The organism is Pseudomonas sp. LABIM340 (assembly GCF_040017195.2).
Taxonomy (GTDB): domain Bacteria; phylum Pseudomonadota; class Gammaproteobacteria; order Pseudomonadales; family Pseudomonadaceae; genus Pseudomonas.
This window is the reverse complement of sequence record NZ_CM200227.1, coordinates 2879228-2894321: the sequence shown is the minus strand read 5'-3', so window position 1 is coordinate 2894321 and position 15094 is coordinate 2879228. Positions and strand designations below refer to the sequence as shown.

At 66.3% G+C, this 15094-nt stretch carries 11 protein-coding genes; 2 read left to right on the top strand and 9 right to left on the bottom strand.

What is annotated here, in order from left to right; all coding sequences use genetic code 11:
- Positions 1–60: 60 nt before the first annotated feature.
- Genes ABKS89_RS13495 through ABKS89_RS13480 form a run of 4 tightly spaced genes read right to left on the bottom strand, consistent with a single transcriptional unit; the run spans position 61 to position 4005 of the window.
- Positions 61–903, bottom strand: coding sequence for an ABC transporter permease (locus ABKS89_RS13495; RefSeq protein WP_348589068.1), 843 nt, complete (start codon positions 901–903; stop codon positions 61–63).
- On the bottom strand, positions 900–1751 hold the full coding sequence (locus ABKS89_RS13490; RefSeq protein ID WP_348589069.1) for an ABC transporter permease: 852 nt from the start codon (positions 1749–1751) through the stop codon (positions 900–902). The genes ABKS89_RS13495 and ABKS89_RS13490 overlap by 4 nt, the downstream gene beginning before the upstream one ends.
- 1 nt (position 1752) lies before the next feature.
- Complete coding sequence (locus tag ABKS89_RS13485; protein WP_348589070.1) at positions 1753–2886, bottom strand: ABC transporter substrate-binding protein; 1134 nt, start codon at positions 2884–2886, stop codon at positions 1753–1755.
- 39 nt (positions 2887–2925) lie between these two features.
- Entirely contained in the window at positions 2926–4005 is a 1080-nt protein-coding gene (locus ABKS89_RS13480) for an ABC transporter ATP-binding protein (protein ID WP_192382947.1), read from the bottom strand.
- A 155-nt stretch (positions 4006–4160) separates the two neighbouring features.
- Here ABKS89_RS13480 and ABKS89_RS13475 point away from each other — a divergent pair, with 155 nt between their 5' ends.
- On the top strand, positions 4161–5030 hold the full coding sequence (locus ABKS89_RS13475; RefSeq protein ID WP_348589071.1) for a LysR substrate-binding domain-containing protein: 870 nt from the start codon (positions 4161–4163) through the stop codon (positions 5028–5030).
- Positions 5031–5905: 875 nt separating this feature from the next.
- On the opposite strand, the gene ABKS89_RS13470 is transcribed toward ABKS89_RS13475, so the two are convergent.
- The 5 genes from ABKS89_RS13470 to ABKS89_RS13450 form a co-directional block, all read right to left on the bottom strand.
- On the bottom strand, positions 5906–8341 hold the full coding sequence (locus ABKS89_RS13470; protein WP_138216483.1) for an efflux RND transporter permease subunit: 2436 nt from the start codon (positions 8339–8341) through the stop codon (positions 5906–5908).
- 59 nt (positions 8342–8400) lie between these two features.
- Entirely contained in the window at positions 8401–9477 is a 1077-nt protein-coding gene (locus ABKS89_RS13465) for a WD40/YVTN/BNR-like repeat-containing protein (RefSeq protein ID WP_138216484.1), read from the bottom strand.
- Positions 9478–9578: 101 nt separating this feature from the next.
- A complete protein-coding gene (locus ABKS89_RS13460) occupies positions 9579–10937 on the bottom strand; it encodes a DUF1329 domain-containing protein (protein ID WP_138216485.1) in 1359 nt (452 codons plus the stop codon).
- 41 nt (positions 10938–10978) lie between these two features.
- On the bottom strand, positions 10979–12826 hold the full coding sequence (locus ABKS89_RS13455) for a DUF1302 domain-containing protein (protein ID WP_138216486.1): 1848 nt from the start codon (positions 12824–12826) through the stop codon (positions 10979–10981).
- 147 nt (positions 12827–12973) lie between these two features.
- A complete protein-coding gene (locus ABKS89_RS13450) occupies positions 12974–13507 on the bottom strand; it encodes an RBBP9/YdeN family alpha/beta hydrolase (protein ID WP_225601687.1) in 534 nt (177 codons plus the stop codon).
- Between the two features lie 375 nt (positions 13508–13882).
- On the opposite strand from ABKS89_RS13450, the gene ABKS89_RS13445 reads away from it, so the two are divergent.
- A complete protein-coding gene (locus ABKS89_RS13445) occupies positions 13883–14887 on the top strand; it encodes an AraC family transcriptional regulator (RefSeq protein WP_081516849.1) in 1005 nt (334 codons plus the stop codon).
- Positions 14888–15094 lie beyond the last annotated feature (207 nt).

Below are 15094 nucleotides of genomic sequence, written 5' to 3'. Positions count from 1 at the left end.
TGCTTTGCTACAGAGTGGTTGGGGTCGCCAGCGCGGCGACCGGATGTGAGTCGGGGTGGATCAGGAAGTCGGTCGCTGTCGCTCCAGGACCATGCGCAGCAGCATCACCGCCAGGGTGAGGACGATCATCAGCGTGGACACGGCGGCGATCGCCGGGTCGAGGTTGTAGCGCAGGCCGTCCCAGATGCGCTTGGGCAGCGTCACCACGTTCAGGCCGCTGGTGAACAAGGTCACCACCACTTCTTCCCAGCTCATCACGAAGCCCATGAAGAAGCCGCCGAGGATGCCGCCGCGCACGTTGGGCAGCAGCACGTGCCAGAGCGTCGGCCAGAGCCCGGCGCCGAGCGAGCGCGAGGCCTTGTACAGGCTCAGGTCGAGCCGCGCGTAGGCCACCAGCATGGCGATCACCGAATACGGCAGCGCCATCAGCAGGTGGCCGAAGCCGACGCCCAGCAGGTTGTCGAGAATGCCCAGGCGCGCGTCGAGGTAGTAGATCGACATGGCCGAGACCACCTGCGGGACGATCATCGGCAGCAGCACGATCAGCGTCAGCACGGTGCGGAAGCGCCGCTGCAGCCAGATGCCGGTGGCGAACAGGAAAGCCAGCGCGGTGGACAGCGCACCGACCACCAGCGCCAGGCCGAGGCTCTGGAGGATCGACAGCAGCCACGCGCCGTCGAACAGCGTCGCGTAGTGGCGCAGCGACCAGCCGCCGTCCGGGAAGGCCAGGTAGCGCTGGTTGCCGAACGACAGCGGCACGATCACCAGGATCGGCAGCAGCAGGAACAGCGCGGACAGCGCCAGCGCGGTCCAGGACAGCCAGCGCCCCAGCGGCGGGCGCGGCAGTTGCGGCTTTTTCACGCCCTTGGGCATGGCGGAGAGATAGGTTCCCTGCGGGGTCACAGCTCAGTCCTCCCAAGCAGACGGCGGAAGCCGATGAGTTGTCCGAACAGCAGTGCGCAGCCCACCACCAGCAGCATCAGCACGATGCTCAGCGCTGCGCCCAGGCCCCAGTTGGACAGCTGGAACATCTGCACGTAGATGTACTCGGCGAGCATCGCGGCCTTGCCGCCGCCCAGCAGCGCCGGGGTGACGAAGCAGCCGAGGCTGAACACGAAGACGATGGCGGACGCGGCGACCACGCCCGGCAAGGTCAGCGGGATGAAGATGTCCTTGAGCGTCTGCCAGTGGCTGGCGCCCAGGCTGCTGGAGGCGCGAAGCAGGCTGTCGTCCACCTGTTTCAGCGAGGACAGCAGCGGCAGCACCGCGTACGGCACCATGAAGTGCACCATGCCGATCAGCGCGCCCAGCTCGTTGCGCACAAGCGGCGGCGGCGCGTCGAACCAGCCGGTGGCCATCAGGCCCTGGCTGACCAGCCCACCGTTGCGCAGCAGCACCAGCCAGGCGAAGGCGCGGATCAGCATCGACAGCCAGAACGGCAGCAGCACGAACAGCTCGATCAGCTGCCGGCCGCGCGGCGTCGCGAAGCGCCAGCGGTAGGCGATCAGGTAGGCGATGGCGACGCTGATCGCGGTGGTCAGCAGGCAGATGCGCAAGGTGCGCCAGATCACCGCCTGCAGGTTGGCGTTGTCGGCGATGGCCGCGTAGTTCTGCGTGCCCCACTCCGGCAGGCTGAAGCTCCAGCCGAGCACGCCGAGGGTAGGCAGCAGGTAGCCGACCACGACGAGCGCAGGCAGGGGCAGGATCAGCAGGCCGTAGACCGGCAGCACGCCCGGTGCGAAACGTCCCATCTCAGCCACCGATCAGCGCGAGGTAGCGCTCCAGGGTTTCGCCGTAGTGTTCGGCATGCCACTTGTTGTTCAGCGACACCTGCTTCTTCAGGTTGTCCGGTGCGGTGGGGTTGATCGCCTGCAGTTGGGCGCTGAGCAGGTCGTTGGCCTTGAGGTTCACCGGGCCCATGTTGTAGACCTCCATGAGTTTGGCCTGGACTTCAGGACGAAGGGCATAGGAGATGAAGTCCATGGCCGCCTTGGCGCCGGCCGGATTGCCCTTGGGCACCATCCACACCGAGGGCGAGACGATGCCGCCGTCGAAGCTCCAGTCGATCTTGCCGGCGGTGTCGTTCTTCACCAGCTCAGCGCGGGTGTGCCACATCTGCGCCATGCTCACCTCGCCGTCGCGGATCAGTTGCTGCGATTCGGCGCCGGTGGACCAGTGGGTGGCGATGTGCGGCAGCAGCTCTTCGATCTTGCGCAGGGCGCGGTCCACGTCCAGCGGGTAGAGCTGTTCCGGCGGCACGCCATCGGCCAGCAGCGCGCATTCGAGGTTGGCGCTCATCCACTTGTAGAGGGTGCGCTTGCCCGGGTACTTCTTCACGTCCCAGAAGTCGGCCCAGGACTTGGGCGGATTCTTGCCGAACTGCTCGTGGTCGTAACCGATCACGTAGCTGTAGGTGTAGTTGGCGAGACCGAAGTCATGCACGTCGCCATAGCCGATCAGCGATTTGTCGACGATGCCGAAGTCGATGGGGGTGAGGAACTTGTCCTTGCCCAGCCGGTAGGACGAATACATCTCGCCGTCGCACACGTCCCAGCGCACCGCGCCGCTGCTTACCTGGGTCTTCAGCGCGCCCTCGGTGGGGCCGCTGCCGTCGACTTTCAGGGCCAGCCCGGAAGCCTGGTCGAAGCCGCCGAAGCTCTTCTCGAAGGCCGGCACCGCATCACCGCCCCAGTTGGCCAGCACCAGGCTACCGCCCGCGGCGAAGGCCCGGCCCCCGGCGCCGAACGGCAGCGCACTGGCGGCGGCGAGCAGCAGCAGGCTGCGGTTGAAATCGCGGCGGCTGATGCCGGCGCGCTCGCCCTTCTGGGCGGCGATTTCGATGGCGTCTTCGATGAAGCCTTGGCCTGCTTTTATAGAGTCGCTCATGTGATTGCTCCCCGATCGTTTGTTTTCGTTATGGGTCTGTCAGGCGGACAACAGGTGGCAGTGCTGCGGCGACCAGCTGCACCAGTAGCGCTGGCCGCTGCGCAGGCTGCCCAGCAGCGGGTGCGATACCGGCAGGCGCAGGTCGAGGCGATCGCCCTGCTCCAGGGTCAGTTCGAGATTGACGTGGGCGCCCTGGTAGGTCGCAGGGCCTGCGGTGGCGCAGAGGCCGTTGTCGCGACCGGCGTCCTGCAGCGGGCGCAGGTCGATGTGTTCCGGGCGCACTGCCAGCCAGCTCTTGCCGCCCTGGCCGGCATTGGGCGTATTGGCCACACGCAGGTGCTGGCCCCGGAAATCGCAGAGCGTGGCTTCGGCCTCGCGCCGCACCACGCCCACCTCCAGCAGGTTAGTGTCGCCGAGGAAGTTGGCGACGAAGCGGCTGGCCGGGCGTTCGTAGACCTCGCGCGGGGTGCCGACCTGTTCCAGGCGGCCCTTGTTGAACACGGCGATGCGGTCGGACAGCGCCAGGGCTTCTTCCTGGTCGTGGGTGACGAAGACGAAGGTGGTGCCGAAATCCTTGTGCATACGCGCCAGCTCGCCTTGCATCTCCTGGCGCAGGCGGCGATCGAGGGCAGACAGCGGCTCGTCGAGCAGCAGCAATTTCGGCTTGAACACCAGCGCGCGGGCCAGCGCCACGCGCTGTTGCTGGCCGCCGGACAGCTGGCTGATGCCGCGCTCGCCCATGCCGGCCAGGCCGACGCGTTCCAGCACCTCGGCGACCCGGCGCTCGATCTCCGCGCCCGGCACCTTGCGGATGCGCAGCGGGTAGGCAACGTTCTGCGCCACGCTCATGTGCGGGAACAGCGCGTAGCCCTGGAACACCACGCCGAACTCGCGCTGGTCCGGCGACAGGTGGGTGATGTCGCGGCCGTCCTGTTCGATACGCCCTTCGCTGGGTTCGACGAAGCCGGCGAGCATCATCAGCGTGGTGCTTTTACCGGAGCCAGACGGCCCCAGCAGCGTGAGGAATTCGCCCTGGCGGATGCTCAGGCTGAGGTCGCTCAGGACCTGCAGGTTGCCGTAGCGCTTGCCCAGGCCGAGCAAGTCGACGAAATGCTGCATGGCGGATCTCCAGCCGTTTTTTCTTGTTGATCGGTGTTGGCTTGGGCTCATCTTCTGTGCAAATTTAACTAACGACAATTCAATAGATTTCCACCTGAATCGTTAGTCAAATTCACCAAATAAGGTCCTTCATGCGTCAGAACAGTGCGTTTCGCATGCCCTCGCTCATCGCCCTGCGCGCTTTCGAGGCGCTGGTTCGCCAGGGCAGCATCAGCCGCGCGGCGCTGGAGCTGCACGTCACCCACGGGGCGGTCAGCCACCAGGTGAAGAAGCTCGAGGAAGAACTGGGCATGGCGCTGGTGGAGCGCCAGGGCAAGGGCGTCAAGCTGACCCCGGCCGGGCGCCAGCTGAGCCAGCAGATCAGCAGCGCCTTCGACCAGCTGCGCGACATCCGCCGCGCCCTGCCCACCGAAGAGCCCGCCGGCGAGTTGCGCATCGCCTGCGCCCCGGCGCTATTGGCGCGGGTGTCGTCGCTGCTGGAGAAATTCCTGCGCAATTACCAGGAGGTCGCCCTGCACCTGCTGCCGATGAGCAGCGACCTGGGCGACGTGGACATGGTGATTTCCTTCGGCGAGACGCACATCGAAGGCCAGCGCTTCGCCGCACTGGGCGATATCCGCTACTTCCCCGTGTGCAGCCCGCGCCTGCTCAACACCCAGGAACACCTGCGCAAACCCCGCGACCTGGCGCGCCAGGTGCTGCTGCACGAGGATGATGGCTTCGACTGGAGCCGCTACTTCCTCGCCGCTGGCGTGCCCGGCCTGCAGGCGCGGCAGAACGTGTTTCTACCCGACGCCTACCTGACCATCCGCGCCGCCCTGGCCGGCGGCGGCGTGACCATCAGCGACCACATACTGGCTGGCGAGGAGCTGCATCAGGGACGGTTGGTGCGCCTGTTCGACATCGATTTCCCGGCGCCCCACCCCTACTTCCTGATCATCCCGCCCCACGGCAACCAGGCCCTGGCACGGGAATTCGCCGACTGGCTGCTGCATGAGCTGGAGGCGATTCCGGCGTTTGATTGATGGGGTGTTGCCTTTCACAGAAGCGACAGGAGGAACACCTCGTAGGATGGCGTGGAGCGCAGCGATACCCATCGATTCCGCGCGGCAACAGCATGGGTATCGCTGCGCTCCACCCATCCTACAAACGAGGTTTGCCTGTTGCCTCTTCAGTTGGGATGAGTTCGCGGTCAAGGTCTGTACCTACGGATTGAGCACGGTGCCTCCCTGTAGGAGCGGGCCATGCCCGCGATCGCGCCCATGGGGCGCTCCTACAGGTTGATGCGGTGTTTATCTTCAGGTACCGAACGGCATGAAACGCCGGCCCTGCCGGCGGATCGCGGGCATGGCCCGCTCCTACAGTCAAACGTCGGCGTTGGGCGGTTCGCGAGCAAGGACTAGGCGTCCCCCTCGGTCCTACGAAAGGCTCGACAACCACTCCATTCCTGCCCTGGCTTTGGCTTTGGCTTTGGCTTTGGCTTTGGCTTTGGCTCTTAAAGACTTCCAGAGAAACATCCGCGCGCGCCGAACGCCCCGTTCAGGAGGCCTCGTTGAAGCGGAGTTTCAGGGGTTGAGCGACATGGATGTCGCGAGAGCGTTGTCGGGCCAGGGATGGCCCGTCAACGCGTGCCCCTGAAACTTCGCTTCAACGAGGGTATTTTTCGCCCCAAGCGAAAAACCGGATGATTGGGGCAAGACCTTTGCCTTCTTTGGGGCGTTTGCCAAAGAAGGTCGCCCGAGGGGGCGAAACACGGAGCCGGCGCGCGTGCCGAAGCGGCGCTGAAATGCCCAAACCGAGGCAGCAAACCCACAATATCGGAGCCAGAGCAGCCGCCGGCCCTGCCGGCGGATCGCGGGCAGGGCCCGCTCCTACAGGTTGGGTCCGTCAGCGGGCACGCTCAGAGCTTCTTCCCGCCCAGCAGGAAGTGTGACAACGCCGGAATCAGGATCAGCGCCCCGAGCATGTTCCACAGGAACATGAAGGTCAGCAGAATCCCCATGTCGGCCTGGAACTTGATCGGCGACCAGGCCCAGGTGATGACGCCCGCCGCCAGGGTCACGCCGACCAGCGCAACCACCTTGCCGGTAAAGGCCACGGCCTGCTGGTAGGCCACCGACAGCGGCAACCCGGCCCGTTGCATCTGCAGTTGCACGCTGAGCAGATACAACGCGTAGTCCACCCCGATCCCCACGCCCAGGGCGATCACCGGCAGCGTGGCGACCTTAACGCCGATGCCCATCATCACCATCAGCGCCTCGCAGAGGATCGAGGTGAGCACCAGCGGCAGCAGCGCCACCAGGGTCGCGCGCCAGCTGCGGAAGGTGATCAGGCAGAAGATGCCCACCGCCGCGTAGACGTAGAACAGCATGCGGTGGTTGGCCTCGCGCACCACGCGGTTGGTCGCCGCCTCGATCCCGGCGCTGCCGGCGGCCAGCAGGAACTGGCGGTCCGGCGTGCTGTTGGCGCGGGCGAAGTTCTCGGCGATGCCGGCCACTTCATCGAGAGTCTGCGCCTTGTGGTCCTTGAGGAAGGCGATCACCGGCATCAGCGAGCATTCGGTATTGAACAGCTCCGGCGTGTTCACCGAAGCCTGCTGGGCGGCGTAGTTGAGCACGTCCTGGTTGCGCTGCAGGCTGGCGAACTTGGGGTTGCCCTCGTAGGTGCCGGCGGTGATCTGGCGGACCGCGTTGACCAGCGAGGTGGTGGCCTGCACGCCTTCGTGCTGTTGCAGGGCCCAGCCCAGGCGGTCGGCGAGGATCAGCGTGCGGTAGTTCAGGCAACCTTCCGGCGCAGTCTTCACCATCACCGCGAAGAGGTCGCTGGAGAGTGCGTAGTGGCTGGTGATGTAAGCGTTGTCACGGTTGTAGCGCGAGTCGGCGCGCAGCTCCGGAGCACCGGCGTCGAGATCGCCGATCTGCAGGTGCTGGCTGACCATCAGCCCGCCGGCACCCAGCAGCGCGGCGATGATCAGGGTGACGCTGGCCCAGCGGCGCTCGGTGAATCGGTCCAGCAGGTCCCACAGCTTGCCCAGGCCGGCATGCTGGTCCACCTGGCGATCTTCGCGCAGGGCACGGGCGGCGGCCTTCGGGCTGACGCCGACGTAGGACAGCGCCACCGGCATCATCAGCAGCGAGGTGAAGATCAGCACCGCCACGCCGATGCTGGCGGCGATGGCCAGGTCCTGGATCACCGGGATGTCGATCAGCATCAGCACGGCGAAGCCCACGGCATCCGATAGCAGCGCAGTGACGCCAGCCAGGAACAGGCGGCGGAAGGTGTTTCGCGCGGCGACCTGCTTGTGGGTGCCACGGCCGATGTCCTGCATGATGCCATTCATCTTCTGGGTGGCGTGGGACACGCCGATGGCGAAGATCAGGAACGGCACGAGGATCGAGTAAGGGTCCAGCGCGTAGCCCAGCCAGGCCACCAGCCCGAGCTGCCAGACCACCGCCAGCAGCGAGCAGCCGATCACCAGCAGGCTGCTGCGCAGGCAGCGGGTGTAGAAGAAGATGATGACGAAAGCGGTGACCACCGCCAGGCCGAAGAACAGCATCACCCGCACCAGGCCGTCGATCAGGTCGCCCACCAGCTTGGCGAAGCCGATCACGTGCAGGCGCACCGGGCCCTTGCCCTCCTCCCCGGCGGCGAAGGCGCGGGCGTCGCCCAGGTACTCGTACTTCAGGCGCAGGTCGTCGAGGGCGCGGGAGAATTCACGGTAGTCGATGCCCTTGCCGGTGGCCGAGTCGCGGTCCAGCAGCGGCACCACCAGCATGCTGGAGCGGAAGTCGTTGCCCACCAGGCTGCCGACGATGCCGGCGCGGGCGATGTTCTGGCGCAGCTGGCCGATGGCCTCGGGCTTGCCGTCGTAGCCGTCGGGCATCACCGGGCCGCCCTGGAAGCCTTCCTCGGTGACCTCGGTCCAGCGCACTGCCGGCGACCACAGCGATTTCATCCAGGCGCGGTCGACGCCGTGGCTGAGGAACAGCTGGTCGCTGATCTGCCGCAGGCTGTCGATATAGGCCGGGTCGAAGATGTCGCCGTTGGGATTCTCCACCACCACCCGCACCGAGTTGCCCAGGCCGCGCAATGCGGCGCGGTTGTCCAGGTAGTTGCGGATATAGGGATCGCTGTGCGGGATCATCTTCTCGAAGGCCGGACGCATCTCCAGACGCGTCACGGCCATGTAGCCCAGCACCACAGTGACCAGCGCGATCAGGGCGATGAACAGCGCGCGGTGGTTGAACACCAGGCGCTCCAGCAGGTTGCCGCTGTGGGTGTCAAAGTCCCGCAGTTCGCGGACTACAGGCATCTCGCCTTGCTTCAGGTCGACCATGAGGCTGTCTCTCTATCTCTTGTTCTTATGGTTCTTGAACGGGTGAAACACCGGTGCGCTCAGCGCACCGGCATCGCGTTCTCGCGTACGCCGCGGGCGCCGACCAGCAGCAGGCGGCCGGGGCCGGCCACGGCGCCGCTGACGGGCAGGCGCTCGGCCAGGTCCAGGGTCTTGAAGCTGGCGCCGCTGTCATCGCTGACCAGGCCCTGGCCGGCCTGGCTGAACAGGTACAGCCGGCCGTTGGCGTCGAAGCTGGCGGCGGTCAGGCTGACCGGCAGGCCGGTGTCCACGGCTTTCCAGCTTTCGCCGCCGTCGAGGCTGCGGATCGCGTGGCCGCGCAGGCCGTAGGCGAACACCAGGCCGGGGCGTGCGACAACGCCGAAGAAGCTGCCGGCGTAGGGCGACTGCAGGGCGACGAAGCGCTGCTGTTGGCCCTCCTGTTGATGGGAAAGGCGCAACAGCAGGCCCTGCTCGCCGACGACGAACAGGTCATCGCCGCTGGCCGCCATGGCGGTCAGGTGCAGTGCCTGCGGGTTGTCGATGCGGTGGTTCCAGGGCTCCCAGGTACGCCCGCCGTCACTGGTGTGCAGGATCAGGTTGAAGGCGCCGACCACGAAGCCTTCCTTCGCGTCGCGGAACCACAGGTCGAGGAACGGCTTGTCGGCGCCCTCCTCCTGGTACCGGCGCGCCTGGTCCAGCCAGGTGGCGTTGTCCGGCTGCGGGTGAGCGGCGTAGTAGTCGAGCATCAGCTGGCCGATCTGCCGGCCATCGAGCTGGCGCTCCCAGTGCTTGCCGCCATCGGCGCTGTGCAGCACCACGCCGTCGTGGCCCACCGCCCAGCCGTCCTGCGGCGTTGGGAAGCGCACGGCGGTGAGGTCGGAGCTGACCGGCACCTCGGACTGCAGCCAGCTGGTGCCGCCGTCGTCGGAATAGAGAATGTGGCCGCGCTGGCCGACGCTCACCAGGCGCTTGTCGACGCGGGTGACGGCCAGCAGCGGCGCGCGGCAGGGAACGGCACTGTGGGGCGCCGGCTGGTCGAGTACATCGACGAACTCTGCGACCGTCTCGCCGGCTTGAGCGCCGCCCGCCAGAAGCAAGGCGCCCAGGAACATCAGGCGCTTGAAGGGGATCTGCATGGTGCTTTCCTCACAACTCTCTTCATCTCTCTTCTTGCAGATCTCGCTGCAAGAACCGCGACGGCCCCGCCTTGCCTCAAGCCGGACCGCCGCGTCCCGGGTCAGCGAATGCCGCTACCGGCCAGCGCCTCGGGGGACCACTGGGTCTTGGCCAGCGGGTCGATGTAGCTGATGCCGCCGTACGGGCCAACCACGCCGTTGATGTTGTAGGAGCCGGCGGTCAGGTCGTAGATCATGAACGGGGTGGCGTCCGGAATGAGCTTGTCGTAGCTCTGGCTGAGGAAGGCGAAGGAGCCGCGATAGAGCTGGCCGCGGGCGTCGTACTGGTCGGAAGCCAGGGCCACCCAGCTGTCCTCGTCGAGGTAGAAGCGACGCTTGGCGTAGATGTGCCGCGCGCCGGATTTCAGCGTGCCTTCGACGACCCATACGCGGTGTTTCTCCCAGCGCACGTAGTCCGGCGACAGATGGTTGGGCGTGACCACCGGCTTGATGTCATTCACGTAGGTCAGGCGGTAGGTGTTGTAGGGCACGACCATTTCCTGCTTGCCCACCAGCTTCCAGTCATAGCGGTCCAGCGCGCCGTTGAAGACGAACACGTCGTCGTAGGTGCCGGCGCCGGCCATGCCGGGGTTCGGGGTGTCGTAGGCCAGGTTCGGCGCCAGCTTCACGCGGCGCTGTCCGGGCAGGTACTGCCAGGCACGGCGCGGCTGCTGCAGCGGGTTGGCGGCGTCCTTGAGCATCATCGCCTCGCCGGCGCGGCGGGCCGGGCCGCTGTAGTACAGCTTCATCTGGTAGTAGACCTCGGCGCCCTTCACCGGCTGGGTGAGGTCTTCGTACACCGGGTAGTTGATGAAGGCCTGGCCGGTGGTGGCGAGGTTGGCGCTGCCGGAGGCATCGACGTTCCAGGAGTCGTACTTGGCCTTGATGTTCACGCCCTGGTAGCGCAGCAGGAAGTTCCACATCGCTTCGGCGCCGGTCTTCGGAATCGGGAACGGCACGCCCGGCAGCGCGTTGTCGATAGCCGTGCCGCCTTCCAGGGACTGCGCGGTGACGGCGTTTTTGCGGCTGTTCTCCAGCACGGTTTCCGGCAGTGCGGCGGTGCGGTGGGTCGGGTAGACGTCGACGCGGAAGGTCGGATAACGCTTGGCCAGTTCGACGGTGGTAGCCGACAGCTCGTTCTTGTACTGGTCAACGTTCTTGCCGTCGATCACCAGCACCGGCTTCTCGCCGGCAAACGGGTCCGGACGCATGCTGTCGCCGGCCTTGAAGCTGGCCGGGGCGCTGGTCAGGCCGCCGGCATAGGCGGGAATCGAGCCATCGCTGCTGGCGGCTTTCTCGGCGCCGACCAGGGTCAGGGTGCTGCCCAGCTGGGCGGCGTCCTGCGGGGAAACGGCGGCCTGGGCCAGACCGCAGAGGGTCAGGCCGAGGGCGGTGGCGATCAGGGTGGGCTTGAAGTTCATGCTGGTTTTCTCCTGCCTCGAAGTCGAGGCCTTACGTGAAATCAGAAGGTGGCCTTCAGGGAAGCGGTAACCATGCCGCGGTCCTTCAGCAGGGGCGCGAGGCCGCCTTGCGAAGTGATCTGGCCGGGGATGCACTGGTACTGGCCGTTGGCGCCGGGGGTGTTGTTGTCGCGGCCGCTCTCGCAGGTATCGAAGGGGCCGAAGGCGTCGACGTATTTCAGGTCCAGGCGGTATTTCTGGTGGAAGTCCGCGGCCACGCCGACCGAGTAGCTGCCGGCGTCTTCGTTGCCGCCCAGCTGCACCGCCGAGTTGCCGTGCAGGCCGACGTTGTAGGCCATCGGCATGGACAGATCGACGCCCGGGAAGGCCTGGTACCAGGTCGGGGTGAAGTTGGCGGACATGGCGTAGGCGTTGGTGGTGACCTTGTCGACGCCGCGGTAGCTGGAGTCGCCCTTGAAGGTCTGCTCGCCTTCGGTGACGTCGATCAGGTGCGTCAGGGTGCCTTCCACGGCCAGCGACGAGGCGTCCCACAGCGGGGTGGCGCCGAAGGTCACCAGGCCGTTGAGCACGACGTGGAAAGTCTTGCCGCGGGCAAGCCCGGTGTCGCCGTCGCTGGGCATCTCGCCGATCAGGTTGGCGCCGTTGACCGCGCCGCGCTTGGAGGCTGCATAGAGTGTGGAGTTGACCGTAGTGAAGTTGCTCGCCAGCGGCATGTTCTCGCGGTAGTTCAGGTCCATGCCGACGCTGACGCCGCCGATTTCCTTGGACAGGCTGATGCCGTAGATGTCGATGTCGTCGGCGTAGGCGGTGACGTAGTTCATCCCCTGCAGACCGGCGAGGCCGGGCTTGTGCAGGTTCGGCGCATTCACCAGTACCGCCGGCAGGGTGTCGGAGGTATTGCGGTAGTAGAAGCCCAGGGTGCCGTCGAGCCATTCCGGGCTCCACTTGGCCATCAGGCCGAAGTCGCCGGTGTTGTCCGGCTCGCGGTCATGGCCGCGCGGGGCGCCGTAGAAGGCGTTGAGCGCGGGCAGCGGCAGCCAGAAGACGTTGCCGCCGTCGTTGAGCATGTCGTAGGGGCCCATGTAGGTGCCGCCTTCGGGGAAGCGCGAGTTCTCGAACTCGAGGAAGTACTGCGCGGCCAGGGTCAGCTCGGGGTTGACCGTCAGCGAGGCGGACAGCTGGTTGCGCGGCATGAACAGCTCTTTCGCCTCGGTGCCGGGCACGTTGTACAGCTTGCCCAGGTCCAGGGCCGACTGGCCGTAGTTGATGCCGTTGGCGGCGCTGAACAGGGTCTCGCCCCAGTAGATGGTGTGGCGACCGAGCTTGCCGCTGAGCTGCATGTCGTCGCCGACCTGGTGGCTGGCGAAGACGAAGGCATCAAGCAGTTCACCGGACGGGCCGTTGTAGTAGCGGTCGGCGAAGTTGCTCAGGCCGTGGGTGGCCGGCTGCGCGCCACGCGGGGCGATCACCGTGCCGTTGCGGCTGACCAGGTGGCCGGCGTTGCCCTTCTGGCCGGGGAACGGGTTGTCGGAGCCGACATCATCGTAGGCGTGGTCGTACCAGCCGGCGGCGGACAGGCGGAAGCCCATGCTGTCGCGGTAGACGAAGTCCAGTTCGCTGAGCAGGTCGAAACGCTGGGTCACCGGGGTGCCGGAGGAGAAGTTGCGGTCGCCGTCGTTGGTGTTGGCGGTGCCGGCGATCTTGCTGTTGGGCGACTCGACGCGCTGCCCGTAGCTGAGCTTGACGGTGTTGTCGAAGCGGATCGAAAAATCCGGATTGCCGGTGTCCAGCTCGAAGGCCTGCAGCGGCTGGCCGGCCATCGCGGCGAGGACTGCGGTCGCCAGCAGGCAGCGTTGCAGGGGGCGGTTCGGGTTGCTCTGATGATGCATTCGTGTGCTCCGTTTCTTGTTGTGGTCGGGACGCTTTCCGGGCCCGTCCCGCAGCCCCTTTGGCCGTGCGCCAGGGCGCACGGGGGCCTGCCCCGGCGCGAACGCCGGAACTGGGGGTTGCTAGGTTTAGTGAGTTGCCTGGGTGAATCAGCTATCCAGCATCTGGATCAGCGCCTCGGCCTCTGGCCAGTCGCCGAATCCCGACGCGGGGTTGAGGTGGCCTACACGGCCCAGTTCCACGAGGCTGGCACGCCAGTGGCGAGCCATGCGCTGGACTGCCTCGGGGCTTGCCAGCGGGTCGTTGTCGCTGCAAGCCACCAGCGTGGGAAACGGCAGCGGCTCCAGCGGCAGCGGCGACCAGCCCATCTCGGCCAGGACCGCCGGCTTGGGGTAGTGCGCCGGCCAGTCGCCGTCGAGATCCGGCGGGGTAGCCAGCAGCGCGCCCTTGATCGGCCGGCTGTAGCGTGCTGCCCAGTGAGCGACCATCAGTACACCGGCACTGTGGGCGACCAGGATCACCTCGCCGTCGATGCTTTCCAGCTCGCGCTGGATGGCTTCGATGCGGGCATTCAGGTCCAGCTTGTTCTCGGTCAGCGGCGGTACGCTGCGCACATTGGGCAGGCGCTGCTCAAGCAGGGTCTGCCAGTGCTCGGCGACGTGGTCGCGCAAGCCGGGGACCATGAGGACGGTGGTGGAAGTCTTGTTGTTGCTCACCGGTTCACCTTTGGGTGATTTCGAACTTGTTGGACAGACAGTAGAGGTGCACCGGTGAAGGTGCTTTGCATTGAGCGTCAGGCACTTCGCATTTGATGACAGGCCCCGGCCAGCCTGCTGTCCCGCCGACTCCACGCCTGGCGGGCGCACCAGGATGTACGGTGCATTCCAGAGCGCCGCAGACACTGGCCGAAGTGAGAACTTTCGTACACGATTGGTTACAGCTGTCGCTAGAATCTGACGTCATCGACCCAGCCAGCGTGCACTCTGGCCAAAGGACGTCCACGGACCCCGACGGCACGGAGCAACCACAAGAACAAGAAGGCGATCGGCATGACCCCAATGGTTCGCATTGCGGCCCTCACCAACTACCTGGAAGTGGCCCGCCACCTGGGCCTCAACCCGCATCAGCAGCTGAGCGCGGTGGGCCTGTCCCAGTCCATGCTCGAGCACCCGGAGCAACGCATCCCCGTTGCCACGGCGGTGACCCTGCTGGAGGAATCAGCGCGCATCAGCGGCTGCGAGACCTTCGGCCTGCGCATGGCCGAATCGCGCCAGCTCGCCGACTTCGGCGTGATCAGCCTGCTGCTGTCGCACCAGGCGACGCTGCGCGAGGCCATCGACACCATCATTCGCTACCGCCACCTGCTCAACGAATCCCTGGCCCTGTACATCGACCAGGAAGGCAAGCTGGCGATCCTGCGCGAAGAGCTCCTGACCGTGCCGCCGATGCCCATGCGCCAGGGCCTGGAACTGGCCCTGGGCACCCTCTACCGTCTCTGCGCCGCCCTCCTCGGCCCGCACTGGCGGCCGGTCAGCGTGAACTTCAGCCACGACGCCCCGGCGGACATGCAGGTGCATCGCCGGGTGTTCGGCTGCAAGATCGAATTCGGCAGCGAGTTCAACGGCATCGTCATCCCCGCCGCCGACCTCGACGCTGCCAACCCCATGGCCGACCCTGCCATGGCGCGGCATGCGCGCAGCTTCGTCGATTCGCTGCCCGGCGCCACCGACGGCAGCACGCTGAACGAGGTGCGCAAGTCCATCTACCTGCTGCTGCCCATGGGCCGCGCGACCATCGAACAGATCGCCCAGTCACTGGGGCTGAACGTGCGTACGCTGCAACGGCGGCTGGAGGACAACGGCGTAACCTTCTCCGACCTGATCAACGAGGTCCGCCGCGAGCTGGTGCTGCGTTACATGGAGAACCCGCGTTATTCGCTAGGGCGGATTGCCGACCTGCTGGGGTATTCGATGCCCAGCTCCTTCACCCGCTGGTTCGCGGTGCAGTTCGGGGTTTCGCCGGCGGCGTGGCGCAAGGAGCATCTGGGGCGGGAGACGGAGTGATCGTTTCCGGATGCGCCGGCCCTGCCGACGGATCGCGGGCGTGGCCCGTTCCTACAAAAGCGCGCCCTCACCCCGGCTTTGGCTCTGGATTTTGAAGGTTTCCAGAGAGACATCCGCATGCGCCGAATGCCTCGTTCAGGAGGCCTCCGGAGCGCTCGGATATTTCTCTGGAAGACCTCAAGAGCCAAAGCGGTGCGGTGCGATGAA